This window comes from Hymenobacter volaticus (assembly GCF_022921055.1).
GTDB classification, from domain to species: domain Bacteria; phylum Bacteroidota; class Bacteroidia; order Cytophagales; family Hymenobacteraceae; genus Hymenobacter; species Hymenobacter volaticus.
In genome coordinates, this window is record NZ_CP095061.1 from 932,562 (window position 1) to 957,070 (window position 24,509).

Below are 24,509 nucleotides of genomic sequence, written 5' to 3' on the forward strand. Positions count from 1 at the left end.
GCGTATTATATGGGTGGAACAAGAAAATCAGCCCCTCGAACACAACAGTTCAAAGTTCATGATTTCGAGGATAACGTACGATAATGGGGCCGCAATATTTTGCTGCTTATAAATTAGACGGCGCAGAAACTGTCTGGCCTTAATCCATCTTGCTCAGGAAGAAGGAAACAAGGAATCCGAGTACCGTAATGAGGCCCGTGAAGTTGTGAGCTTCGGCAAAAGCTTCCGGAATCATAGTATCGGCAATCATGGCTAGCACGGCGCCGGCCGATACGGCCATAGTGGCGGATATTACTTCGTCGGGGAAGCCGCTAAACAAGGTGTAGCCTAGCAACGATGAAATACCCGAAATAACCGCAATGCCGGTCCACAGCAGCAAAACGTAGCTCGCCGACCTGCCTGCTTTCTTCATGCCCGCTGCACTCGATAGCCCTTCAGGTAGGTTGGAAAGGAAAATGGCTACCACGGCTACCATGCTTACCGCGCCTCCTGCCAACATGCTCAGCCCGATGACAATGCTTTCTGGAATACCGTCGAGCAGGGCGCCAATGGCTAGAGCCATGCCGTTATCGGCTTCGTCGGTGCCAGTTGCTTGTTCCTGGGAGGCAAGCTCCTGCTTTTGCTGGTTGCCAGAACGTTTGCGGTGCTTGGCTCCATAGCGGGCCAGTAGCCAGTTGGCGAGCGTGTAGACCGCTGCGCCCCCTACAAAGCCAGTAGCAGTGGAATTGAAGCCGCCTTTTTTATAGGCTTCTTCCATTAGCTCCAGAGAAAGCGTGGAAATCAGTACCCCACTGCCAAAGGCCATAATAGCGGCAATCAACCGTTGCGGCACACGGGCGAAGTAACCAAGCGCCGCGCCTAGCAGCAGCGCCGACCCCGAGACCAAACCCCAGAACCCCGCCATCATCCAAGTAGGAAACGTCATGTGCAAAAGGAGAAGCTGCGCACCATTATGGCCCACATGTTGGCGGGTTATACGCAAGCTGTGCTTCAGGTTGTGTTTGGGATGTGCCTGAGTTTACAGATTCCTAAGCCTTAAGCGGATAGCTAATAGGGTATTTGTTTACTCGCCAACGTCCCACACATCAGGTACCCATTTATTTGCTACGCCGTTTGAAACTGCGCAAGTACCATTTGCAGTTTGGGTTCGTCTATGGCTTCAATGGCCACTTTCTTGAAAGGCGAGGTATGACCCGTTACGAGGGTAATAGTGGATTTGCTGACCTCGAATACTTGAGCGAGGTAGTTCAGCAGGCACGCATTGGCTTTGCCATCGTGGGCAGGGGCTTGTAAGCGCACGGTCAGGCTGCCATCGGGGCCTACCAGCAATTGGTTAGCACGGGCGTTGGGCTTGGCTTTGAGGTGAAGAACAACAGGCACTGGCAGCAGAAACCGGTTAGGCGGGGTCGTTATAGGCGTCGTACACGTTCCAAGCCCAAATAACGAAGGGCACAATTAGAGTCCAGGCCAGCAAAAATCCCACGACGCCCCCTACGGCCCAGATCAGAAAAGCCTTCAGAATCTGTCCTTTAATGAGCTGGCCTAAGCCGGGAATGAAAAAAGAAAGCAGCGCTGGTACACCGTAGGTCGGTTTCATGGTAGTTGCAAGTAGGAGTGAGGTGGTGGACAAGTATAGGAAAAGAATATGAGCTTGGTAAGCCATTATTCAGCTGTCGGCGCAACTCACTTATTCACACTTTCACACTCACTCGCTCTTGACCGAAAGGACACTGATCAAGCACGACGCAGCGGCCACAAGCGGGCGTATGAAAGTAGCAGCACTTTTGGCCGTGGTACATATACGCTTCGTGGTGGTCGTAGACCTGCTGCGCATCCCAATCAGGCGGCAGCAAAGCGGCAAGTAGCGCGTGGGCGGCACCTTCTCCTACTTTCGGCCCAATAAGCCCTAGGCGTTGGGCAACACGGTGGTGGTGGCTATCGACGGGCATGGCCGCAATGCGCAGCTTGCTGAATAGCAGCACCGCGGCGCTGGTTTTGGGGCCAACTCCCGAAATAGATTCCAGCCAAGCCCGCGCCTCCGGCACCGATTTTTCGGCCAGAAAAGTTAGGTCGCAGGGGCCGCCGCACCGCTCACTGATTTCGCGTAGTACCGCCTGAATTCGGGGTGCCTTTTGTTCGGGCCACGTGCACGGGCTAATGGCTTCCTGCACTTCTTCGGTGGGGGCGTCGCGCACTTGCTCCCAGGTCGGGAAACGAGCCACAAGCTGCTGGTAGGCGCGGTGCGAATCTTGATTGCGGGTGCGGTGGGAAAGCAGGACACTAACTAACTCACTCAGCGGGTCTTTGGTGCTGAAAAATGGAAACGGCGCTCCGTATTCGGCGCACAAACGGTCATGCACCAGCAAAGCTTTCTGCTGGCGGCTATCAAACGTGGTGTCGGGGGCTCTGAGGGAAGGCACAGTTTAGCCTACGCAATAGTAGGTTGCCAGTTGCCAAGCTCAGCATCATGCTTGATCCAGCGTCCACTCACCGAAGCAGCAAACGTACGGACGGTGGAATGAGTATCGTCATGCAGAGCGGAGCCGAAGCATCTCGCTCGAATCGTTGCCAAAGTATATTGGTCATGCTGAGATTGCCGAAGCATCTCGCGTGCTGACGTTAAAGGAGGCATTGTCTGTCATGCTGAGCGGAGCCGGAGGCGTAGTCGAAGCATCTCGCGTGCTGACACAGAAGTAGTGATTACTATACTAGCGAGATGCTTCGGCTACGCTCAGCATGACGGTTAGCAGTGCAACATAACCTGCGAGATGCTTCGACTTCGTTGCACTGTGCTCAGCATGATAATGCCTCTGTATATAATACTAGTATGCTTGACGATTTACCTCGGTATGAAGGAATTTCACTAGTGTTGCCAATACAGGTTATACACGCGAGACGCTAGGGCAAGTGGAGACTAAATCAAATAAGACGCTCAAACTAGCACTTGACAACTTCCCAAATGCCTGATAATTCTATTCGTCGCGCCATATAGCTACTACAGGTTCTTCCTCGCCTATGCGGTACGCCCGGCGCATTACGTTGCTATTGAATTCCAACGCTATGTTGCCTTCTGTATCGACGCCAATAATGCCTTTGTCGCCTTGCAACTCCTCGTCGTGCAAGGCAATGGCTTCGCGACAGGCTTCCGCAATAGGCAAGCCCTTGTACTTAACTAGCGCATACACCTCGTGCGCCAAAGCGCCTCGCAAAATCACCTCGCCGTCGCCGGTGCAGGAGGCGGCGCAAGCATCGTTGCTGGCGTAGCTACCGCCACCTATGGCCGGGCTATCCCCGACGCGGCCTTTGAGTTGCCCTTCGATGCCACCGGTGCTCGTAGCCACCGCCAGATTACCGTGTTGGTCGAGCGCAACGGCTCCGACAGTATCTTGCTGCTGAGGTTCGCCTTGGGCTTGCTGCACTAGTTCCACCCACTGTTTGCGCGTTTTCTCGGTTTTGAAGTAGTCAGGTGCTTCCAAGTCCAGTCCTTGCTTCAACGCGAATTCAATAGCTCCTTCGCTTGTCAAATACACCGGGGAGCCTTGTTCGAGCACGGCACGAGCCAGCTGAATGGGGTTTTTTACGTACTTGACGCTGCTTACGGCGCCCGCCCTAAGGTTGCTGCCGTCCATGATACTGGCGTCCATTTCCACTTCGCCCTGTTGGGTGAGGCTGCTGCCGCGCCCGGCATTGAAGTGCTCGTTGTTTTCGAGGCTGGTAACGGCTGCTTCTACGGCATCGAGAGCCGTGCCACCTTCGTGAAGCACCTGCCAGCCCGCTTGGACGGCTTGGCTTAGTCCTTCGCGCTGGTGCGCTTCCTCTTCGGGCGTTAGTTGTCCGGGCTTCATGGTTACGGCACCGCCGTGCACTACAATGGCGTACTTGCTCATAGAATTCTGCTGTCAGGTGGGAGGTGTGTAGACGCCAAGAGCGCTCCAGGGTTACAAGTGTCGAGGTGGGAGATGTAGGTAAGGAAACAGCCTCAGTCTGGCGTACCGAGGTACGCACAAACTGAGGCTGTATGAGTTAGCAAGCGGCTAATCCTGTAAGCCGCCTACTTTAGTTGGTAAATTAGGCAGGGAACAAGCCGCTGGTGAGGACAGCAAAATTGCGGGCAATATTCTTAACCGAAACAGCATCAAGAGGCTCATCAAAAGCTTCTGACGCAGCAGTAGCATTACCCGGAATAGTTACACCTAAGTGCGTAACGTTGTCTTCCTTTGGATAAACAAGTGCTAACGGGTCTGAACTAGAAGCTGGGGTGCCAGCATCATATACTGGTCTAGTTGACGGATTTGTATCCGGAGAAGGGCCACCATTGTCAAGAAGCGAGACCCAGCTTTTCGGCTGTGCGTTCATAGGTGCCGTAGGGTTGGCCACGTTTGTGATGCCCCGGCGGATAGTACGCACGTGCGAGGAGTGCCGCGCCTCAACCGAGTGAATGTTCAAAGCTGCTTCAAGCACGTCTTTATTAGTCATAAGTACCGGTGCACCGCCTTTGTAAGCACGGATACCAGTATCTACGAACGACTGCGACACACCCAAGAAAATAGGATAGGCCGTGAATACCGTTTTGAACGGTCCATTGCCTACTGCCGTGTCGCCTACCAGTGGCACTGGGTTGCGACCTCCGCTATAGTCGAAGGCACCACGCCCTGGATCAGCAATGGCAAGCGAACCTAAAGCACCTCTCAAAACCTTGATGTGACCCGATTCATCATTACGGATCTTTTCGAAAGCAGGCCGATCAGCAGATGGAATCAGGTTATTAGCCTTCAGGCCACTATCGTAAAAGTAGAACTCTAAGTATTCCAAGCTTAGAGCCAAATTCAATACAGCAACGACATCAGCTGGCAGGGTTGTGCCTTGTCCATATGCACGCTGGAAGATACCGCTTACTAAGCCTGGCAGCACAGCAGCCGTTACGGCTTTGCCAGCCATGCCAAAGTGTTTGAATACGCGACGACGCGAGTCGAGACGATCGTAGATCTCAGGATCAACCTGCTCGATTTCCTTGATTAGTTTAAATAAATCCATGATGGAAAAGACGATTTGTAGTGAAAAGACCAGCTAAAGCCAGCTTATTTAAAACTGTTGGCGCTAATCTTAGAGCCTTCCTTGAGAAACTGATTAGCGGTTTCTACTACCTCAGCTGGTCGCTTAGACCTTTCCAAACCAGTGCCATTGCCTACACCAGGAGTTGAAGCGCTACCGGATGGCGTGAACAAATCCACTACATCGTTGTCTACGAACGAGTTGTACGCGCGCAAGTCACGAATAAGTGCTGCGTGCCGGGCTTCTACCGATACAATTTTACCTGCTACCACCAAATAACCAGGAGCGGTAATAAAGCGGCCAGCTCCATTATATGCAGCTACTCCTAAATCTTCAAAGGCTTGAGCAGCAGTAAGCACGCTGTTCTTATCCCCAAAGTTGATAGTGCTGAAATCCGGCTCCAATGCTTTTATAGCACCATTACCTAGAGCTGTTTTAAAGAAATCTGCGTGAATCTGTTCGTGCAGCGCCAGATCATCAAAGATTTGCTTTTCAGAAGCTGGGGCACCTGAGTAATACGCGCCTCCTTTTACTGCAGCATAGAAGGCTGCTTCTAGCTGCTCGAGTGCGTAGGCATAATTTAATATACCAGGGTCGCCTGAGCCTACATCGATGCGGTTGCTGCCACTCTCACTGTCGTCGTCGCAACCAGCTAGTAGAAGGCCACCAACTGCCATGGTAGCACCGGAGTAACGCAGAAATGAACGGCGGGAAGTAGAGGTCGGTTTATCGGCCGGCTCTGGGGGAAGGAGAAGCTTGGTCATAGCGGTTTAGTGCATCTAGTGTGAAACATGAATTGATGTACGGCCACTGCGCCGCTACCACTTTAGATAAAAGATTAATTACGTGTTTATTGGTATGGAATTACGTGTTTGTTACGATGGTTTCGTGTCTGTCAGCTTTACATAGAAAGATGTATATGCTTTAAAGTAATACATAAGATTATGTTATTTCGAGGCGAGTAAAAACCGGAATGATCTTATTTTGTTAGGGATGATTTTCGGCCTGCTACTCGCCTCAAAACACACGCTATGCAGGCACAGCCACTTGGCTAGATGCTGTAGTAGTACCAATAGGTACTTCCACCCGCTCCACGGTTACGACCACAAATTTGGAGGTAGGCGTGTTGCTCTTGTAGGCCACGCTACCAATGGGCACCAACACGTTGCCTTCGGGGAAATACACAGCACAGTTGCCCTTCGGAATATCGTAGGGAATGGCAATAAACTTCTCGGCGTGGCGCTGCTGATCTAGGAAGTGGCTGGTGATATTGACCAGCCCTTTTTCCTTGATGCCGCGGTCGACCATGTCTTCTGGGTGCATGAAGATGATGCGCCGCTCGCCACGAATGCCTCGGTACCGGTCGTTGTAGTCGTAGACGGTGGTGTTGAACTGGTCGTGCGAGCGAATGGTCATGAGCACCATCTGGCCGGGTTCCAGCACATGTTTCTCGTAGGGCGTGCTAGTGAAGTTGGCCTTGGCGTTTTCGGTAGTGAAGTTCCGTTCGCGCGGGCCATTGGGTAAGTAGAAACCGCCGGGGTGCCGCACCTTCTGGTTGAAGTCTTCGAAACCAGGAATGGTGCGCGCTACGTAGTCACGAATGAGGTCGTAGTTTTCGGTGCAGCCAACCCAATCTACTGTGGTCCGCTCGCCTAGGGTGGCAATAGCAATGCCGCACACAATGGCTACCTCGCTCAGCATCTGGTCGGATATGGGTTCCAGCACGCCTTTGCTCATGCTCACTACCCCCATCGAGTTTTCGCAAGTCATGAATTGCTGACCCGACTTCTGCATGTCGATGTCGATGCGGGTTTTGCAGGGGAGCAGTAGGGCCATTTCGCCGTTGACGAGGTGGCCGCGGTTGAGCTTCGGAGTGACGTGCACTGATAGCCGCAGTTTGCGCATGCCCTCAGCTACAAACTCGGTATCGGAGCAGGCCGAGAGCATATTGCCGCCCATGGCCATAAACACCTTGACTTTGCCGTCGTGCAGAGCTTTCACAGCTTCCACCACATCCCACCCAAACTCGCGCGGCGGCTCGAAGTTGAACTCCTTCGCCAGCGAGTCGAGGAAGGTATCGGTGGGCCGTTCCCAAATGCCCATGGTTCGGTCGCCTTGCACGTTGGAGTGGCCGCGCACCGGGCAAAGACCCGCGCCCGGAATGCCAATAGCACCCATCAGGAAGTGCATGTTGGTAATCTCCTGAATGGTGTACACGCCGTTTTTCTGCTGCGTAAGGCCCATGGCCCAGCAGGTAATAATTTTTTTATGGCGGGCTATCAAGCTAGCAGCCTCCTGAATCTGCGCTCTAGTGATGCCACTGGCTTCCTCAATGTCAGTCCAACTAGTATTATTGAGCGTTTCCAATAGCTCCGTATAGCCCGTGGTGTAGCTCGTAATGAAATTGTGGTCGAGCACTTGGCCGGGGTTGAGGGCCTCCGCTTCCAGCAGACACTTCATGATGCCGCGCATCACGAGCTGGTCGCTGTTGATGCGCACTTGCAGGTAGATATCGGTGATGGGCGTACCGTCGCCGAGCAAGGTCCCGAGGGCCTTGAGCGGATTCATAAAATCCTGCGGGTTCTTGAAGTGCAATAGGCCCGCCTCATGCAGCGGGTTGATGCTGATGATTTTGGCGCCGTTTTTCTTGGCCTTTTGCAAAGCCGTGAGCATGCGTGGGTGGTTGGTGCCAGGGTTCTGCCCAATGATGAGAATGACTTCGGCGTCGTAGATGTCGTTGAGCGTAACGGAGCCTTTGCCCAAGCCTGTGGTATTGCTCAAGGCCGCACCGCTGCTTTCGTGGCACAGGTTCGAGCAGTCGGGCAGGTTGTTGGTGCCAAACTGCCGCACGAAGAGCTGATATAAATATGCCGGCTCGTTGGGTACTTTGCCCGAGGTATAGAAAATGGCCTCGTTGGGGGAGTTCAGCGCATTTAGTTCCTGACCAACTAAATCGAAGGCTTCAGGCCACGAAATAGGCGTGTAGTGCGTGGCACCGGGCCGCAGCACCATGGGGTGCGTGATACGACCGGCGTTGTTCAAGTCACGGTCCGTCATGCGCGACAAGTCTGCTAGGCTGTGCTTGGCGAAGAATTCGTGCCCTACCGGGTCAGACTGAGCATCAGAAGCCGTGGCTTTGGCACCGTTCTCGCAAAATTCGGCTACCGAGCGGTGGTCATCGGGGTCGGGCCAAGCGCAGGAGGAACAGTCGAATCCGTCTTTTTGGTTGAGCTTAAGCAGTGCGTGCGTGCCGCGGACCGGGCCGTCTTCGCTGAAAGCAAACGCCCCGGATTTGAGCACCGCCGTTACGCCCGCCGCTACTTTGGCGGGCTTGCTGAGGTGCAGGCCCGTGAATTCTTCCGGGGGTTGCGCCAGAATCGGGTGCTTGTGCTTGGCGCCTAACGTATCGGGGGCCTCCATTGGCCGCTCGTCCATCGACTTACGATCCGGGGAGGTGCTCCAATTGTCACTGGTGGGGGCTGACCCCTGATCGGGCCGCTCACCGCTTTTGGGTACGTTGTTGCTGGCCGTTTGCTGATCGGTTTTGCCGGCCTGGCTAGGGTCGTAGGCAGGAGATTTGTCCATGATTCGAGCTTCGAGAAAGAGAGGAGTAGGGGTGCGCGTTCCAGGCAGGCAAGGGTTCCTAGTCCTTACCGGTACACTATTCTATACGTCCGGTTTTAATGCGTCAGACGCAGTAAAAACACGTAATTTCAGCGTATAAACCCGGAGAGGATGCGGGTATATCCCAAGCAGCAGTAACTAGTCAAGCCTCTTCTTACCACGAGTCTCTCGGAAAATTGGAGGCGCTTTTTTCCCATTGCCCCACAAATAAGCCCGCCTTGGCAGGAGCGCTGGTATTTACTCCAGTACTCCTGCCAAGGCGGGCTGCACACGTGCTATTGTTTATTGTTTTGCTGCTTTAGCTGCCGCGAAGTTGCATGCAGTCACGGTACCACCTTCGCGTAGCAACCAGTTGCCGGGCTGCCCTAGCCACTGCAAACGGCCTGTGCTGTCGTAGCTATTGGCAAAATCCAGCGAGTGCACGTCCAGGGTTTCGGTTCCTACATGGTTGACGCGCAAATGCTCGACGTATTGTAGTTCCAGCTTGCCCGTATCGATGCAGCTGGGGTGCAAAGCTAAGTTGTGCGCCAGCGAAGGCATGGCTGCCGACGGATATAGTAGGCCATCGAAAGTGCTGCCTAATTCGCAGGCTTCGGCTATAGCAATTGACAGGCGGTAGTCATGGTGTTTATCCTCTGTTACGTTCCGCGTGAATGCCTTCGTCAAGAAAGCGGCCGTGGGGCGCACTGCTGAGGGAAGTTGGTTTATTGCCTGGCGAAGCGCCTGGTTTCGGTCGGAATGCGGGTTGTCGGTGCATTGGTCGGCAGCATGAAAGCTAACGAGCCGGAGCGGCTGCCGAGTAATCCAGCGCGTAATCAAAATTTGGTCGTTGGGCTCTACACCGGCCTCGAAGAAGGGCGGGTGCCAAGTGGCACTGGCATAGAACATAGGCACCCCCGCGCGGTTGGCGCGTTGGTCGTGGGCTATCCGCTCGGACGGCGGATAGGAGACGTCACTGATTCGCTCCGGCGGCTCTTGGCAGGCCACACCGCGGTACACAAGCGTGCCGGCGGGCAACTCCAAACAGCGCACGGCAGAACTAGCCAGCAACTGACGGACCCGGCCCGTCAGGGAATCAATAGAATGCCGACGGCAGTTTAAGTGGCGCAGCCGTCGGAGTTGTCGGTGAATATGAACCTCGCTAGCCGGAGTCGGCGCTTGCACACTCATACATTTGGGGGAATTTGGGGTTGGTGGAAAGGGGCAAGGTGTCTTGTAGCAATTCTCGGGGTCCTTGGTAGTGAGCAGCCGGTTGTAGGTGTAGGAGCATACTGAGCCCGCTGGCCGCAAGTTGCTCTAACACGGCCTCTGGCATACCGCACCATTGCAGTACTACACCGGTGGTGCGGGCAAAGCAGTCGGCATTAAGAATGGCCCGTTGTCCTTGCCAGGTCATGGGTTCTAGGCGCTGGCAGTCAATCCAGACTATCGCCTTTCCATTGGTAGTAGCTGCTTTGATGGCCGCTTCTAACTGCAGAGCAGCTGCCGCATCAGCGCATTGCCCACGTAGGCTCACGCCTATATTTCCTTGGGTTTGCTTGCTATACGCTGTGAAATGTGCCATCAGAAACCTCTAGCAACGACACATGCCGGCACTAAAAGCAAAACTATCGAACTGGCTAGCCACTACAGTAAGGGGAAATGCTGATTTCACTTTGCGGCTTACGCTGATTTTACCGCTCCGTACTCTTAATTGCAGCTATTCCAACTGCCTCAAGACGGAAGTAGCCGTCGTAAACAAAAAGGCCACAACCGCCCGTGTGTAACCGACGTTTGTGGCCTCTTCTGTAGGCGCAAGTGGTGGGCTATTCAGAATCGGATTCGGCTTTTTGATTGATGTAGTTCTTCGCTAGTTCGTTGAGCTTGGTGTCGGTGAGCTGTTCTTCCTCTAAGCTCTGCCGCAATAGATCGGCAGCCTTGGTGTGCCCCAAACGCTCAGCGAAGTGGGCCGCAGTGCCGTAACCCGAGATTTCGTAGTGCTCGATACGCTGAGAAGAAGCAATCAGGGCGGCATCCATCACCTCTGGAGTAGCATTCTCCGACATGGTTTCCTGGCCTTCGGCAATCAGGCCTTCCATGGCTTTGCAGGTGTGTCCACTAATGTCCAGGTCCAGGTCTTTCGCAATTTGTTCGAGGCGGGCTACTTGCTTTTCGGTTTCGTGCAAGTGGCGCTCAAACCCGCGCCGCAAACGTCCGTCTTTCGAGGCCTCTGCCATCAGCGGTAAGGCTTTCACCAATTGATTTTCGGCGCTGTACAGGTCTTTGAGTTGCATCTCGAACAGGTCGTCGAGGGTCTCTAGTTTGTCGAACATAGCAAGGGAAGTAAGGTGGGAGGAACAAGCAGCCAAGGGTAGATAATGGCTGTGTATTTCTTACGCCTCCTCAGTTCCGACGTTTCTGTGCAGCTTGCCGTTTACTACGTTTGCAACTCGTCACTTTTCACTTGATATACTCAAGTAAAATTCTGTAAATGAGTGCCATACGCATAGGCAAGGAATGGCGATGTTGCCCTGCTTTGCGGAAAATACGGACACGAAAAATACGTGCTTCACACAAGCCGTTTCTGCAAAACCAGTTGATAGTAACAGCAGCCCAGATTGCAACCAGAAACCAAGGAGCTGGACTGTTAATCACTTCCGCTACCTCAAGCCCTGACTATTCTGTCAGGCCTCCTTAGGAAGCTAGTTGCCTACACGTAGCATGAGGCGAAACGGAAGTTTTCTGTTCAGGAGTCAGATTCTGTTGCTACAGACCTCGGTTGTAGATGCTGATGGCTTGCCGCATGTTGTTCTGGCTTTTGCCACCCAACACCAAGGGAACGATAAGGAAGGGATACCGCCGTAGACCAGAGGTGAAATGACTGCTCCGTTGCTTTTATCGGAATTCAAGCTTGCAATAAGCCCGGCCACCATCAAACCGCCGCCCGCAACATAGCTCAGGGTGGTGTACCGTTGGTATTGGCGGGCTTGAAGCAACAGATTGGTGCAGGTCTGGTTGTCGGCGGTGGCCAACATCAGGTTGCGCAGGTTCAAATCTTCGATGGGGCCATTGTCCTTGCTGAAGTATTCGGTTTTGGTGGTGCGGTACACAGGGCCGCCGTAACCGTAAGGGTTACCAAACCCCCCAAATCCGCCGTAGCGCCCGTAGCCGTAGGGGCTGCCAAAGCCGTTGCCAGCATACTGCGTACTCGTGATAGAGTACAGGCTAAGCCGGCCTACTCGGTCGCGGCGGAGCGTGGTTTCGCGCGACGAGCGGCCCGGCAGGGTGGTGCGCACATAAAAGCCGGTTTCGTCTTCGTAGTAGCGCACTTGGTCCAGATCGAACCGTTGCTGCCCATCGGCTAGCAGAAAAGACCGGCCAATAAGAGGCTGCTTGATGACGACGTCGTAGGCTTGGTAAACTTGCCCGCTCTTCAGGCCTATGGCAAAGCGCGTGGTATTAGCGGGTGGCAAAGCACCCCGTTGCTGCTGTTGCTGCCGCTCCGCCTCAGGCACAACAGGCGGGGCAGCTAATTGGCGCGGCGCGGTTTGGGGCGCGGCACGGCGCGTGGTGTCAGGAGTGGCAGGTTGGGCAGTGGGCGTAGGCAGCGTGTTGAGCTGGCGCGGGCCTTCCTGGGCCTGTGCCGCAACAGATTGCAACAAGGAAAAGCTGCTCAGCAACACCAAAACCGAACGGTACATCATGACTAAGAAAGCGAGAAGGGATATGACGAGATGAAAGTAATGGTTGACTTGCAAAAACGTGCATCCCGTGCCTTCTAAGCCATCTGCTGTTCTATTTTAGAAGCTTTTCCAACAAACTCATGCTGTCAACCATATCGGCGGCGGTTTCAAAATCCAGCGGCTTCAAAATGTAGCCATTCACGCCTAGGTTTTGCACGTTCAGCCGGTCAACATCCAGCACCGAAGTAGTCGTGACAAACACCGGAATAGTTGATAAGTCCGGGTACTTGCGGATTTCAGCCAGAAACTCGTGGCCGTTCATCTTGGGCATATTCAAGTCCAGCAAAATCACTTCGGGAAGGGGCTGAATCGGCTCTACACCGTTGGTGCCGAGCAGCAAGTCCAGCGCTTCCAAGCCGTTGAAGGCGGTGTAGAGCTGGTGCTGAATATTAAATTTTTCGAAAGACTTTTTGACGGTCATGGTGTCAAAAAAATCGTCCTCAACAAGCAGTACTGAGCGCATAGGGGGGTGGTAAGGTGGTGAAATACGAAATGGGGACGGTGCGAGTACAACTGCCTCTGATAACATACCAGTAGCACAACTCTGCAAGTCGCCTATTTCGGCCAGGTGAAGACGAACGTGGCACCCTGGCCCACTGCCGATTCGACGTGGATAGTGCCTTTTTGCTCGTCGATGATCTTCTTAACGATACTTAGTCCAATACCGGTGCTTTCGGCGGTGTGCCGGTCACGGAGGGTCTGGAAAATCAGGAAAATCTTGTCGTGGTATTCTGGGGCAATGCCCGGGCCATCGTCCTGCACCCGAAATTCGTAGCAGCGCCCGACGTCGCGGCACCCGATGGTGATGGTGCCGGTTGGCTGGTGATGGTACTTAACGGCGTTGCCGATTAAATTGGTGAATACCTGCTCCAAGCTCAGGCGGTCGGTTAGAAAAGAAGGCAGCGGATCAGGGCGGAGCACCTGGAAACCCGCCGGAACTACCATTTCGGTTACTTCACTCACCAACTGATCGACGTTTACTTGCACCTCGGCTTGGTCGGCCCGGCCAGCGCGGGCGTATGCCAACAGTCCGTTGATGAGGTCCTCCAGCCGGCTTAGGCGGCCTTTCATCATGTCTAGGTACTGCCGCATCTGTTGGCTTATCTCGCTCGCCAACTCGTCTTCAATCCACTTCAATACCGTTGTGACGCCCCGGAGTGGCGCCTTCAAGTCGTGGGCGGCCACGTAGGCAAACTGGTCGAGTTCTTTGTTGCGGTTTTTCAGGGTCGTGAAGTTCTCTTCCAGCGTTTGGGTCATCCGGTTGAGCGAGGTGGCCAAGTTGCCGAGGCTGTCTTGCTGCTCTTCGCTGCGGATTTTCACGGTGTAGTCGCCCTGCACCACTCGTTCGGCCAGTTCCTCGATAATATCGATACGGCGGGTTGTGTCCTCGTTTACCCGCGTTAGTTCCTCTTGCAGGAGCTGGTTGGCTTTTAGCTCGCGCGAAATCTTCAGAAACAGCCACAGCACAATCATAATGGCCAGTACCGCCGCCACGATAATGGCGAAGGGAGTTGTGTTCTGATAGAAATCCTGGTACTGCATCCGGTTGCGCAAGAGGTCTTCCTCCGACGTGCGCAGCCGCACAAGTAATGTGTTTAACTGGTTGAGGTTGTTTTGGTCGGCTATCACCAAATCGCGCGCGGCCTCTGGCGAGGGAGGCAGGACGGTCCATTGGCGCAGAAACGACTTTTCTTGGCCTACCAACCGCCGGAGCGTGTCGAGGCGGCTTTGCTGCTCCGGGTTGTCGCGGGTGAGTTCCTGCAACGAATCCAAATCCACCCGAACCGCCTGAAATCCGTCGCGAAAGGCCAGTAAGTAGTTGTTGTCGCCGATGAGCAAGAAGCCCCGCACCGACATTTGCGCGTCCCGGATGCGGAGGCGCAAATCCGAGGTGTATCGGAGCACTTGGTTGGTATGCTGCACCTCTCGGGTGTAAAACGACAATTGCTGGATGCTTTTATAAGCCCCCAGGGACGTAAGCAGCAGAACAGACAGGGCAAGGCTAAAGCCCAGAATTATTTTGGTATTGAGCTTTAAACGCATCGAAGAATAACCATGAACTTAAGTCAGAGCACTTACGGGCTTGCCAGAGTAACGGTTGAGCCGGCTCGTAAACCGTTGCCTAGAGGCCCCGATAAGCAAAGAAGACGTGGTGCAGCGTCGAGCCCGCCAAGTGCCTAAAGCCACAGTTTGTGCCGCTAGCCACAGCTAATTCGAGCCCTGAGTAGAGCTAACGCACACGCAACGGCCCTACCCCGTAATGTTGCTCGTCCTACCACTCGTATCTTCGCCTCATTCGTGCGTCTTTGTTTGCATTGCCTCCATGTCCGCTCCCGACCTTATCACCAGCCCTCAGAATCCGCGCATCAAAAACTTGCTGCGCTTGCAGCAGAAGTCGTCGGAACGGCGCGAGCAAGGCCTCACTATTATTGAAGGGCACCGGGAGCTAACCGTTGCGCACGGTGCCGGCGTGGCCGTTACGGCCTTGTTTGTATGTCGGGAGTTAGCGGGCGACGCGCAGATGCAAGAGTTGCGGGCGTTGCTTGGCGCAGGCCCGACCGAGTGGTTCGAGGTGTCGAAAGCAGTGTTCGAGAAGGTAGCCTACCGCGAAGGTTCCGACGGGGTGCTGGCTTTGGTGCGGCCACCGCGGCTCACGCTGGCTAGCTTACCACTGCCTGCCGCGCCGTTGTTGCTGGTATTGGAGTCGGTGGAAAAGCCCGGCAACCTAGGCGCCATTCTGCGCACTGCCGATGCTGCGCAAGCCACCGCCGTTATCGTCTGCGACCCGCGCACCGACCTCTACAACCCCAATGCTATTCGGGCCAGCATCGGGTGCAGCTTCACGGTGCCAACCGTGGCCACCACGCGTGCCGAGCTACTTGCCTGGTGCCGGGAGCATGGCATTCGCACCTACGCTGCTGCTCTCACCGAGCGGGCTGTGCCCTACACCACCTGCAACTTCCGGGGTCCGACCGCTCTCGTAATGGGCACCGAAGCCGACGGTCTGACGCCCGAGCTCATGCAGGCCTGCGACCAAACCATCATCATCCCCATGCGTGGCGCCATCGACTCGCTGAACGTAAGCACCGCCACGGCCATCCTCACATTTGAGGCCCTGCGGCAGCGGGAAGCATGAAAAGAAACTAGCAGCTAAGCCCTAAAACCTAACCGTAGCTGACAGGTTGATGACCCGGCCTTCCACGGGCGCCCAAAGCTGAGGAAAATCAGGGTTGAGGCGTGAGCCTAGCACGACCGCTTCGCGGCGAGTCTGGCGGTAATCGAACAGGTTTTCGCCGTTGAGCACCAAAATCAAAGGGCCCTGATGGTAGCGGACTAAAGCGGCCACAATAGGATAGCCCGGCGTTTGGCGCCCATCGGAAAGATATTGGCGGCCGGTGTAGCTGGCTTCAATGCCCGCGGCCCAACGTTCCGAAAACTCCTGCGTGGCCACTGCTGCCAGCTTGTGGCGAGCCGCCAGCTCTACATTGGGGTTCACGGCGTCGTAGCGGCGCCGTGCATACGTAAACACGTACCCCAAATACAGTTCGGTTGCATCGGCGCGCAGGCGCATATAGGTTTCGGTGCCCTCACTCACTACGGGCCGTGCCGCATTAAACCAATACAGCGGCGACAGGCCCGCGCCGCTGCCCGCCGTGGGTTCCGATAGTATCAACGGGTCGTTGATGCGGGTGTAAAAGAAGCCTTGGTTTAAGGTGAGAGTGAAGGTGGGCGAAAAGGTACGTTGATAGTTTACGTCGCCGTTCAGACCCGTGGACCGTTCGGCGTGCAAGCCAACCAGAGGTTGTACTTGCGGATAGTCTCGCTCGTCTAACTCGTTTACGTACGGCACCGGCACGCGGTAGCCCAAGCCTCCGTTGAGGCGGGCCGTTACTTGCTCCGAGAAGCGGTAAAGCAGGCCAAGGCGTGGCAGCAGAAAATTGCCGTATTGGTTGTGATGGTCGAGGCGCAGGCCCGCCTGTACCGTTAAAGCCGTTAGCACCTGCCAGTCGTCTTGCGCGAAGCCCCCAACGGTGGCATACGTATAGTGCCCGGCCGGCAGAGCCGACGCACTGGCTTGCGGCCGAAGCTGCTCGCCATTGAAATTGAGCCCAGCTACAACTGTGTGCTGCTGACCCAGCCGGTGCAGGTAACTTGCCTCCGAATAGTACGACAACTGCCTTGCCCTGAAATCCACCGTGTTGTTGCTTACCCGTCGGTCGAAGCTGCTGAGCGTGCCTTTGGCCGTTAGCGTGCCCCCGGCCACGCTGTCTTGAGTGTACACCGCATCGGCGGTATGGCGCTGCATTTTGTTGATCACAAAGTATTGATGCAGGGCATCAGCGTCTTCGCGTACCACTTGCTGGTCGCCGCCCCGGCGGTCTTCCACGGTGCCGGTGTAGCCGAGGGCCAGTTGGCCGTGCGCATTCGGGTAAACAAACAGGCGCGGGTGAACGGTGAAGTTGCGCAGGCGGGGCACGTCCGTAAACCCATCATCGTTCACGTCGACATCCTGCTGCCGTGTGCCGCCCACAAAGAGCGTATAGCCCATTTTCTGGTTGCGGCCCGAGGCAAACCCATTCAGGTTGGACTCGCGCAGAGTGCTCTGGTTAAGCGTGATACTCCGCTCCGGACTGCCTAGCTTCGGCTGCTTGGAAACCAGGTTCACCAGACCCGCAATGGCCCCACCGCCGTACAAGGTGCTCGACGAACCCTTGATCAGCTCGATCTGCCGCAAATCCAGCGGTGGCACCTGCAAAATGCCGAACGAGCCCGCGTAGCCACCAAACAGCGGCAACCCGTCGCGCAGAATTTGCGAGTAACGGCCTTGCAAACCCTGAATGCGCAGGTCGGCATTGCCGGTAGTAGGCTGCGTGGGCTGAATCTGAGTGCCCGCAATGTCGCCGAGCAAGGAGGCAATGTTGCCGGGCTTGATGGCGTTTTCTTCCTGCAGTTCCTCTTCGCCCAGCACCTCAACCCGCGTCGGTAGGTCTTCGATGCGAGAATTGGTGCGCGTGCTGGTTACCACTACCTCATCGAGGTCGTTAGTTGCCGTGGCTAATAGCACCAATACTGGCCCACCCGTTTGGGGCAGCACAACATGCACACTTTTAGGGCGATACCCTAGGTAACTAACTACCACATCGGCTGCGGAGCCAGGAACGTTGTCGAGCGACAGTTGGCCTTTCGTATCGGTGGCCGCGCCTAGTGTGGTGCCCAATACAGTAGCACTTACACCGGGCAAAGCCTCACGGGTGGTGGAGTCGCGCACTACCACCCGAATGGTATGTTGGGCCCAGGCTGTTGGTCCAATCAGCAGCAAGAAAAGCAGGGTAAGCTGTAGTGTTTTCATAAGCAACCAACGAAGTACAGGCGCCTTTCTGAAGAAAGCCTGAAGAAGCTAAAGGCTGCCATGCAATAGTGCAGAGTTAAGCTTGCGCAGAACGAGCTAGAGTTAGCGTGATGAAGCAGGTTGTTTTCACGTACACGGCACACTTCGTCTACGTACATCTGTTGCCGCTATTAATTCACTGATTATTGTGCTTATGACTTCTCTTCCTGACCACCGCACCTTACACATCCACGGCCGCGTCCAAGGCGTTTTCTTTCGCCAGAGCACCCGCACCGAAGCGCAACGCCTTGGCCTCACCGGCTACGCCCGCAACAACCCCGACGGCACCGTCACTGTCGAAGCCGAAGGACCAGCCGACGCCTTGGATGCGCTGGAAGCATGGTGCCACCAAGGCCCCGCCGCAGCGCGAGTAGACAAGGTGGAAGTGGAAACAGGAGAAGTGCAGGGTTACCCGACGTTTGAAGTGCGGCGCTAAAGGTGGGATCAAGCCTGAAGCGGTTATCTTGGTTGGGTTTCACTCAATTTCTTATGCCGATCATGCGTCAACTTACGGTTTGTATTGCTAGCTCTTGGCTGTTGTTGGCTTGTTCAGCTGACCCTGAAGCGGCGAAAACCACCGTTCCAGCCGCGCCGCCAGTATCGGCAGAGTTTTCGCGCTACTGGTACGCGGGGCAAGCCGAGCTAAGTCGCTACCAGCTCCAGCAAAATCGCTACGACGCTATTTACCCCGGCGAGGCAGTGTTAGTATTCGTCACCGAGGATTTTCTGCCCAACAAGCAAGTGAAAATGGAAGGCGGTAAAACCGCTGAAACGGCTACGTCGGTGCTGAAGATGAACCAGATGCGCCGTTTCGCTACCGGTATCTACGATTATTCGATCAACACTTCGGTGTTCACACCCGTCGCCACCAGCCAATTCCCGCACACTTTCAAAGTTGCCACCTCGGTGCAGGACTGGTGCGGGCAGACCTATAGCCAACTCAACCTGCGCCGTAACAAGTACCATCTCGAAGCGCATTCTTACTTTCAGCAGGAAGCCGACCAAGTTGATTCGTTGGAAGCCGTAGTGCTAGAAGACGAGCTTTGGACCCGCCTACGCCTCGACCCCAAGGCCTTGCCCCTGGGCAAGCTGCGCATCATTCCAGGAACGGTAGCTTCCCGGCTGCGCCACCAGCCACTGCGCGTAGAAACAGCTAGCGCCGAGCTAACTCCTTACCGCAGACTGGTGTTCAAACCAACTCAAGCCGGGGCCGCGCTGCAAGCCTACACGCTGACTTATCCGGATACGAAACGTACGCTCACCATCGTGTTCGAGCAGGCTTTTCCGTATCTGATTGCCGGTTGGGAAGACACCTACAACGGCCAGATGCGCTTCGGCAACCAGACCTACGGTAGTGCCGAGTTGCTCACCACCCGCGCCATCCGCACCAACACCCTTAAATCCGATTACTGGCAGCGCCACACCCGCGCCGATTCGGTGCTGCGGCGGCAGCTAGGAGTTACAGGATTTGGCAACTAAAAACGTGCCCGTGCAGGGATTGGGTAGTACCTTCGGGGTGTTGTAAGAGTAGGCCGTGCCTGGAGGCAGGCGTCGGCTGTTGCCACCGTCGTGAGGCGGCGGTTCACGCACTAAATACTCCGTACGATGGACGATTTTATTGCTGCCCGGTCGCAAATGGCTTTGTCCCTGGGCTTCCACATCATCTTTTCGTGTATCGGGATGGTGATGCCGTTTTTCATGGCGGTTTCACACTTCCAGTGGCTTCGCAGCGGCGACGTCAACTATAAAAACCTAACCAAAGCCTGGAGCAAGGGCGTCGCTATTTTCTTTGCGACCGGGGCCGTTTCGGGTACTGTGCTGTCATTTGAATTGGGGCTGCTGTGGCCGAAATTCATGGAGCACGCCGGCCCTATATTCGGGATGCCTTTCTCATTGGAGGGCACGGCATTCTTTATCGAAGCCATTGCATTGGGCTTCTACCTATACGGCTGGGGACGGTTTCACCCGTGGTTTCACTGGTTTACGGGCGTTGTGGTAGGCATAAGCGGCTTGGCCTCCGGTATTCTGGTGGTAGCCGCTAATGCCTGGATGAACAGCCCCGCCGGATTCGACTTCGTGAACGGGCAATATCTGAACATAGACCCCATGCGGGCCATGTTCAACGATGCGTGGTTGTCGCAGGCCATTCATATGTCGCTTGCGGCATTTGCGGCCACTGGCTTTGCGGTTGCCGGTGTGCACGCCCTTATGATTTTGAAGCGGCGCAACGTGCAGTTTCACACCCGTGCCTTCCGGATTGCGGCCTTGTTTGCAGCTGTAGCGGCTGTGCTTCAGCCCCTGAGCGGTGACTTTTCCGCCAAAGATGTAGCCCGCCGTCAACCCGCCAAACTAGCCGCCATGGAGGCGCACTTCCACACCGAAAAACGCGCTTCGCTGGTGCTAGGCGGCCTGCCCGATGAGCAAGGCAAAAAAGTAAACTACGCCATCAAAATACCGGGTATGCTTAGCTTCTTGGCGCACGGCAATTTCGAGCAGGAAGTCACGGGCCTCGATAAAATTCCGGTGGCCGATCAGCCGCCCGTGCTGGTGCCGCACCTGGCGTTTCAACTTATGGTCGGGCTCGGTATGGGTATGGTGGCGCTATCCGGAATCTACTTTCTAGCGATTTGGCGCAAAAAGCAGTGGCTCCGTAGCAACTGGCTTCTGAAATTGTTTGTGGCTGCCACGCCCGCTGGGTTCATTGCCGTGGAAGCCGGCTGGACCGTAACCGAAGTTGGTCGTCAGCCTTGGATTATCAATGGCGTGATGCGCACCGCCGACGCCGTGACGCCGATGCCTGGCATTGCGTACTCGTTCTACCTGTTCTCGGCCGTGTACGTGTCGCTGAGTTTAGTGGTGATTTTCCTGCTATACCGCCAGATAAAGATGGTACCCGAGCTCTACGACCGGCCCGCGCAATTAGCCGCCGCGTAGCTTCGCTGCCTATTTCCAAGACGTTTTAATGCCTTTGCTTTATGATGCCATACGTCGTCATTACCTACCTGTGCCTGTCGATCTTGCTGTACCTGCTACTAGGCGGTGCCGATTTTGGGGCGGGTATCATGGAGCTATTCACGCGGAGCAAAAACCGGAGTGCCGCCCGCCAAACCATGTCGCACGCCATTGGGCCCATCTGGGAGGCCAACCACATGTGGCTCATTATTGCCGTCGTGATTCTGTTTGTAGGTTTCCCGCGCATTTATAGCGTGATGTCCGTCTATCTGCACATTCCACTGTTGATTATGCTCATGGGCATTATAGCCCGGGGCACTGCTTTTGTTTTTCGGCACTACGATGCAGTGAAAGACCGGATGCAGCAGTTGTACAACCGCATTTTCGCGCTTTCTAGCGCCATTACACCGTTTTTCTTGGGCGTTATAGCAGCTAGCGTGTTAGCTGGCAACATCGATTTTGAAACGACGGATTTCCTGTCGGCTTACGTGTTCAGTTGGCTGCATTGGTTTGCAGTGGCCGTGGGCGTTTTCACTGTGGCTCTGTGCGGCTATCTAGCCAGCGTCTACGGCATAGGGGAGGCCCATACGGAGGTTGATAAGCGGTACTTTATCCGCAAGACGCGCACCATGACCGTTATTGCCTTTGCGGCGGGCGGACAGGTGTTCCTGGCCGCTTATATCGACGGAGTGCCGCTCTGGCAATGGATTTTTGGCAACGTGGTAGGCACGGCGGCTGTGGTACTGGCAACTATTTCGCTGGGCGTATTGGCCTATGCCGTTGGTCAGGGCTGGACGGTTTTGCCGCGCTTGCTGGCCGGTTTCCAGGTCACTATGATTTTGCTAGCCATTGGTTACTGGCACTTTCCGGATTTCATTGTCGTGAAAAATGGTGTGAACCTGTCCTTACTCAACAGCCAAGCACCGCTCGCCACCATGAACGCGCTGGGCTGGGCATTGCTATTAGGCAGTATTTTTATTCTGCCTGCACTGTACTACCTCTACTACAGCTTCCAGCGCGAGGCTGAGGAAGTAGCTGAGGCCGTACACTAAGTTTAGCCTTACACGCGCCGCAACTCCTTAACCCACACTTCCAGTGGCTCGGCCGCGTAAAGTACTGGCTCCCCAACAGGCGTCGGCAGGCCGTGGGCTTCTACCAAGGTCGAATCCCACTCGCGTAGCGAGGCTTCCCGTAGTGTCCAGGGCTCATGGAAAAGCTGGCCGCGCCATAAGTTGGTACCGCGTACATCCTCTAGCAGGTTGGGTCCGGCGGTGTACAGAAAATAACGTTCCGTCAGAAAGTGCGACAAGGTGCCGGGCTGCGCTCGCGGCAACAATTTGCCTGGCATCCAGGTAGCGGCGAAAGTAGCCGGCGCTGCGCCTCGGTGGGTTCGTTTTGCTACGGCCCGAAAAGTGCCATCTGTTTCTGTCAGGCTGATACGGGCGTGCAAGTAGGGGAGATGGAACAACGTCCGGGCTGCCCATACGCCCAAGGGGTTGGTAGCATCGAGCGAGAGAAACCATACGCCGGGCACTCCATCTAGGCGGGCGTAGGTGCGCACATTTAATTCATGCAGGTGGTTTAGGCCCGGCACGGCAGGCAAGCCGAGGGGCCTAATGCCACTCATGGTGAAGGGCACAACCCCTAGCCACGCCTGCTCCTCGAATAGGTCCAATTCCAGCCGCTCCGGCAGATACGGCCGCAACAGTTCCGGTTCTATCGGCCAATGGGCAAATAGCAACTCACTCCACCGTTGCCGCATCAAAGGAAATCGGGGACGGGTAGGAGTAGAGGAGTTAGTAGACATGAAGGGCGCAGATAGTGGAAAACACTGAGCTATACTCAGTATATGGACCAATGCTGCTACAACACACGAGGTGATAAATCCTCCTTGTATAAAACAAAAAGGGACGACCATCGGCCGTCCCCTCTTCAAACTAGCGCAGTAAGAACTAGTCTACTTTCTTGGCGTAACGCAGACGCTCGTTTTCGTCGAGCAAAATCTTGCGCATCCGCACTGACTTTGGGGTTACTTCCAGGTACTCATCCTTCTGGATGTATTCCATAGCTTCTTCCAGCGAGAACTGGCGCTTAGGCACAATCTTCGCGTTTTCATCCGAGCCCGAAGCACGCATGTTGGTGAGCTTCTTGCCCTTCTGGATGTTGATGGTCAAGTCGTTGGGGCGGGTGTGCTCACCGATAACCTGGCCAGCGTATACTTCCTCGCCTGGATCAACGAAGAACTCACCCCGATCCTGCATCTTGTCGATGGTGTAAGCCGTGCCAGCACCCGTGTCCATCGAAATCAAGGAACCAGAAATACGGCCTGGAATTACGCCTTTATAGGGCTCATAGCTCTGGAAACGGTGGTTCATGATGGCCTCACCAGCAGTAGCCGTCAGTACGTTATTACGCAGGCCGATCAAACCACGGGCTGGGATATTGAATTCCAAGTGCTGCAAGTCGCCTTTCGGCTCCATGATGGTCAACTCGCCTTTGCGCATCGTCACCAATTCAATCACCTTACCGGCAGTTTCCTCGGGTACGTCTACTACCAAGTGCTCGACTGGCTCCAAGCGGTTGCCGTTTTCGTCTTCTTTGAAGAGAACCTGTGGCTGACCAACCTGCAACTCGAACCCTTCGCGACGCATAGTCTCGATGAGTACTGACAAGTGAAGAATACCGCGGCCGTACACCAAGAACGTGTCTTCCTTATCGGTTTCCTTTACGCGCAGGGCCAGGTTTTTCTCGGTTTCTTTGAACAGACGGTCACGCAGGTGACGCGAGGTCACGAACTTACCTTCCTTACCGAAGAACGGCGAGTTGTTGATGGTGAACAGCATGTTCATCGTCGGCTCGTCGATGCTGATGGTCGTCAGCCCCTCTGGATTGTCAGCATCAGCCAGTGTATCGCCAATTTCGAAACCTTCGATACCGGTTACGGCGCAGATTTCACCGGAGCTAACTTCCGAAACCTTGGTGCGACCCAAGCCTTCGAATACCTGCAGTTCTTTGATTTTTACTTTCTTAACGCTGCCATCACGCTTCACCAAGCTCATGTTGGCACCTTCTTTCAGTGTGCCGCGGTGCACACGACCAATGGCAATACGGCCTACAAACGACGAATAGTCGAGCGAGGTAACCTGCATCTGGGGCGTGCCATCCAAGGTAGGAGCGGCCGGAATAGAAGCAACTACGGCATCCAAAAGCGGGATGATGTTGTCGGTCTTCACTTTCCAGTCGGTGCTCATCCAACCTTGCTTGCTCGAACCGTAGAGCGTCACGAAGTCCAGCTGGTCTTCCGAAGCGCCAAGGTTGAACATGAGGTCGAATACTTGCTCGTGCACCTCGTCGGGGCGGCAGTTTTCTTTGTCAACTTTGTTGACAACCACGATAGGCTTCAAACCCAAGTCGATGGCTTTGCCCAACACGAAACGCGTCTGGGGCATGGCGCCTTCGAAGGCGTCGACGAGCAGCAATACGCCGTCGGCCATCTTCAATACGCGCTCCACTTCACCCCGAAGTCGGCGTGACCAGGAGTGTCGATGATGTTGATCTTTACGTCTTTATAGCGAACCGAAACGTTCTTCGAAACGATGGTGATACCCCGCTCACGCTCCAAGTCGTTGTTGTCGAGGATCAGGTCGTCGAAGTGCTGGTGGTCGTCGAAAAGCTTCGAGGCATGAATGATTTTGTCCACGAGCGTCGTCTTGCCGTGGTCAACGTGCGCAATGATTGCGATATTCCGGATGTTCTGCATACAATGGGTT

Annotated in this window: 21 protein-coding genes and 1 pseudogene; 5 read left to right on the plus strand and 17 right to left on the minus strand. The window is 55.1% G+C overall.

The window, feature by feature from the left end; translation table 11 throughout:
* Nucleotides 1-139: 139 nt before the first annotated feature.
* The 14 genes from MUN86_RS04095 to MUN86_RS04160 form a co-directional block, all read right to left on the minus strand.
* On the minus strand, nucleotides 140-925 hold the full coding sequence (locus tag MUN86_RS04095; RefSeq protein ID WP_245122073.1) for a ZIP family metal transporter: 786 nt from the start codon (nucleotides 923-925) through the stop codon (nucleotides 140-142).
* A 179-nt stretch (nucleotides 926-1,104) separates the two neighbouring features.
* Nucleotides 1,105-1,380, minus strand: coding sequence for a DUF167 domain-containing protein (locus MUN86_RS04100; protein ID WP_245122076.1), 276 nt, complete (start codon nucleotides 1,378-1,380; stop codon nucleotides 1,105-1,107).
* A 16-nt stretch (nucleotides 1,381-1,396) separates the two neighbouring features.
* Nucleotides 1,397-1,597, minus strand: coding sequence for a hypothetical protein (locus tag MUN86_RS04105; protein WP_245122079.1), 201 nt, complete (start codon nucleotides 1,595-1,597; stop codon nucleotides 1,397-1,399).
* A gap of 94 nt (nucleotides 1,598-1,691) precedes the next feature.
* Nucleotides 1,692-2,420, minus strand: coding sequence for an endonuclease III domain-containing protein (locus MUN86_RS04110; RefSeq protein ID WP_245122081.1), 729 nt, complete (start codon nucleotides 2,418-2,420; stop codon nucleotides 1,692-1,694).
* A gap of 552 nt (nucleotides 2,421-2,972) precedes the next feature.
* On the minus strand, nucleotides 2,973-3,887 hold the full coding sequence (locus MUN86_RS04115; RefSeq protein WP_245122083.1) for an isoaspartyl peptidase/L-asparaginase family protein: 915 nt from the start codon (nucleotides 3,885-3,887) through the stop codon (nucleotides 2,973-2,975).
* Between the two features lie 181 nt (nucleotides 3,888-4,068).
* Complete coding sequence (locus tag MUN86_RS04120) at nucleotides 4,069-5,034, minus strand: ferritin-like domain-containing protein (RefSeq protein WP_245122086.1); 966 nt, start codon at nucleotides 5,032-5,034, stop codon at nucleotides 4,069-4,071.
* 44 nt (nucleotides 5,035-5,078) lie between these two features.
* On the minus strand, nucleotides 5,079-5,816 hold the full coding sequence (locus tag MUN86_RS04125) for a ferritin-like domain-containing protein (protein ID WP_245122088.1): 738 nt from the start codon (nucleotides 5,814-5,816) through the stop codon (nucleotides 5,079-5,081).
* A 265-nt stretch (nucleotides 5,817-6,081) separates the two neighbouring features.
* A complete protein-coding gene (locus MUN86_RS04130) occupies nucleotides 6,082-8,637 on the minus strand; it encodes an FdhF/YdeP family oxidoreductase (protein ID WP_245122090.1) in 2,556 nt (851 codons plus the stop codon).
* Between the two features lie 321 nt (nucleotides 8,638-8,958).
* A complete protein-coding gene (locus MUN86_RS04135; protein ID WP_245122092.1) occupies nucleotides 8,959-9,846 on the minus strand; it encodes an RES domain-containing protein in 888 nt (295 codons plus the stop codon).
* Nucleotides 9,818-10,240: an STAS domain-containing protein gene (locus MUN86_RS04140; protein WP_245122095.1), complete on the minus strand. Its 423-nt coding sequence runs from the start codon at nucleotides 10,238-10,240 to the stop codon at nucleotides 9,818-9,820. The genes MUN86_RS04135 and MUN86_RS04140 overlap by 29 nt, the downstream gene beginning before the upstream one ends.
* A 241-nt stretch (nucleotides 10,241-10,481) precedes the next feature.
* On the minus strand, nucleotides 10,482-10,988 hold the full coding sequence (locus MUN86_RS04145) for a YciE/YciF ferroxidase family protein (RefSeq protein ID WP_245122098.1): 507 nt from the start codon (nucleotides 10,986-10,988) through the stop codon (nucleotides 10,482-10,484).
* Between the two features lie 420 nt (nucleotides 10,989-11,408).
* On the minus strand, nucleotides 11,409-12,359 hold the full coding sequence (locus MUN86_RS04150) for a hypothetical protein (RefSeq protein WP_245122101.1): 951 nt from the start codon (nucleotides 12,357-12,359) through the stop codon (nucleotides 11,409-11,411).
* Between the two features lie 91 nt (nucleotides 12,360-12,450).
* Nucleotides 12,451-12,861: a response regulator gene (locus MUN86_RS04155; RefSeq protein WP_245122103.1), complete on the minus strand. Its 411-nt coding sequence runs from the start codon at nucleotides 12,859-12,861 to the stop codon at nucleotides 12,451-12,453.
* A gap of 92 nt (nucleotides 12,862-12,953) precedes the next feature.
* Nucleotides 12,954-14,441 (minus strand): sensor histidine kinase, encoded by a 1,488-nt coding sequence (locus tag MUN86_RS04160; RefSeq protein ID WP_245122106.1) that lies wholly within the window; start codon nucleotides 14,439-14,441, stop codon nucleotides 12,954-12,956.
* Nucleotides 14,442-14,721: 280 nt separating this feature from the next.
* Here MUN86_RS04160 and MUN86_RS04165 point away from each other — a divergent pair, with 280 nt between their 5' ends.
* Nucleotides 14,722-15,534, plus strand: coding sequence for a TrmH family RNA methyltransferase (locus tag MUN86_RS04165; protein WP_245122109.1), 813 nt, complete (start codon nucleotides 14,722-14,724; stop codon nucleotides 15,532-15,534).
* A 21-nt stretch (nucleotides 15,535-15,555) separates the two neighbouring features.
* Here MUN86_RS04165 and MUN86_RS04170 read toward each other — a convergent pair whose 3' ends face one another.
* Nucleotides 15,556-17,748, minus strand: coding sequence for a TonB-dependent receptor (locus MUN86_RS04170; RefSeq protein WP_245122112.1), 2,193 nt, complete (start codon nucleotides 17,746-17,748; stop codon nucleotides 15,556-15,558).
* Between the two features lie 193 nt (nucleotides 17,749-17,941).
* On the opposite strand from MUN86_RS04170, the gene MUN86_RS04175 reads away from it, so the two are divergent.
* From MUN86_RS04175 to MUN86_RS04190, 4 genes are all read left to right on the plus strand, one after another.
* Nucleotides 17,942-18,223 carry an acylphosphatase gene (locus MUN86_RS04175; RefSeq protein ID WP_245122115.1) on the plus strand — a complete coding sequence of 94 codons (282 nt, stop codon included), beginning with the start codon at nucleotides 17,942-17,944 and terminating at the stop codon, nucleotides 18,221-18,223.
* A gap of 62 nt (nucleotides 18,224-18,285) precedes the next feature.
* Nucleotides 18,286-19,266: a hypothetical protein gene (locus tag MUN86_RS04180; RefSeq protein ID WP_245122118.1), complete on the plus strand. Its 981-nt coding sequence runs from the start codon at nucleotides 18,286-18,288 to the stop codon at nucleotides 19,264-19,266.
* A gap of 126 nt (nucleotides 19,267-19,392) precedes the next feature.
* Nucleotides 19,393-20,721 (plus strand): cytochrome ubiquinol oxidase subunit I, encoded by a 1,329-nt coding sequence (locus MUN86_RS04185; protein ID WP_245122121.1) that lies wholly within the window; start codon nucleotides 19,393-19,395, stop codon nucleotides 20,719-20,721.
* Nucleotides 20,722-20,762: 41 nt separating this feature from the next.
* Complete coding sequence (locus MUN86_RS04190) at nucleotides 20,763-21,791, plus strand: cytochrome d ubiquinol oxidase subunit II (protein ID WP_311181780.1); 1,029 nt, start codon at nucleotides 20,763-20,765, stop codon at nucleotides 21,789-21,791.
* Between the two features lie 8 nt (nucleotides 21,792-21,799).
* Here the strand turns inward: MUN86_RS04190 and MUN86_RS04195 are convergent, their stop codons facing one another.
* Both MUN86_RS04195 and typA read right to left on the minus strand, forming a co-directional pair.
* Nucleotides 21,800-22,546 (minus strand): YqjF family protein, encoded by a 747-nt coding sequence (locus MUN86_RS04195; RefSeq protein WP_245122124.1) that lies wholly within the window; start codon nucleotides 22,544-22,546, stop codon nucleotides 21,800-21,802.
* Nucleotides 22,547-22,691: 145 nt separating this feature from the next.
* A pseudogene (gene typA, locus MUN86_RS04200) lies at nucleotides 22,692-24,499 on the minus strand (translational GTPase TypA).
* Between the last annotated feature and the right edge of the window lie 10 nt (nucleotides 24,500-24,509).

Coding starts and splice junctions, on each gene's coding strand:
- MUN86_RS04095 (WP_245122073.1), bottom strand. CDS start 925: ATGACGTTTCCTACTTGGATGATGGCGGGGTTCTGGGGTTTGGTCTCG.
- MUN86_RS04105 (WP_245122079.1), bottom strand. CDS start 1,597: ATGAAACCGACCTACGGTGTACCAGCGCTGCTTTCTTTTTTCATTCCC.
- MUN86_RS04115 (WP_245122083.1), bottom strand. CDS start 3,887: ATGAGCAAGTACGCCATTGTAGTGCACGGCGGTGCCGTAACCATGAAG.
- MUN86_RS04120 (WP_245122086.1), bottom strand. CDS start 5,034: ATGGATTTATTTAAACTAATCAAGGAAATCGAGCAGGTTGATCCTGAG.
- MUN86_RS04125 (WP_245122088.1), bottom strand. CDS start 5,816: ATGACCAAGCTTCTCCTTCCCCCAGAGCCGGCCGATAAACCGACCTCT.
- MUN86_RS04130 (WP_245122090.1), bottom strand. CDS start 8,637: ATGGACAAATCTCCTGCCTACGACCCTAGCCAGGCCGGCAAAACCGAT.
- MUN86_RS04135 (WP_245122092.1), bottom strand. CDS start 9,846: ATGAGTGTGCAAGCGCCGACTCCGGCTAGCGAGGTTCATATTCACCGA.
- MUN86_RS04140 (WP_245122095.1), bottom strand. CDS start 10,240: ATGGCACATTTCACAGCGTATAGCAAGCAAACCCAAGGAAATATAGGC.
- MUN86_RS04145 (WP_245122098.1), bottom strand. CDS start 10,988: ATGTTCGACAAACTAGAGACCCTCGACGACCTGTTCGAGATGCAACTC.
- MUN86_RS04150 (WP_245122101.1), bottom strand. CDS start 12,359: ATGATGTACCGTTCGGTTTTGGTGTTGCTGAGCAGCTTTTCCTTGTTG.
- MUN86_RS04155 (WP_245122103.1), bottom strand. CDS start 12,861: ATGCGCTCAGTACTGCTTGTTGAGGACGATTTTTTTGACACCATGACC.
- MUN86_RS04160 (WP_245122106.1), bottom strand. CDS start 14,441: ATGCGTTTAAAGCTCAATACCAAAATAATTCTGGGCTTTAGCCTTGCC.
- MUN86_RS04165 (WP_245122109.1), top strand. CDS start 14,722: ATGTCCGCTCCCGACCTTATCACCAGCCCTCAGAATCCGCGCATCAAA.
- MUN86_RS04170 (WP_245122112.1), bottom strand. CDS start 17,748: ATGAAAACACTACAGCTTACCCTGCTTTTCTTGCTGCTGATTGGACCA.
- MUN86_RS04175 (WP_245122115.1), top strand. CDS start 17,942: ATGACTTCTCTTCCTGACCACCGCACCTTACACATCCACGGCCGCGTC.
- MUN86_RS04180 (WP_245122118.1), top strand. CDS start 18,286: ATGCGTCAACTTACGGTTTGTATTGCTAGCTCTTGGCTGTTGTTGGCT.
- MUN86_RS04185 (WP_245122121.1), top strand. CDS start 19,393: ATGGACGATTTTATTGCTGCCCGGTCGCAAATGGCTTTGTCCCTGGGC.
- MUN86_RS04190 (WP_311181780.1), top strand. CDS start 20,763: ATGATGCCATACGTCGTCATTACCTACCTGTGCCTGTCGATCTTGCTG.
- MUN86_RS04195 (WP_245122124.1), bottom strand. CDS start 22,546: ATGTCTACTAACTCCTCTACTCCTACCCGTCCCCGATTTCCTTTGATG.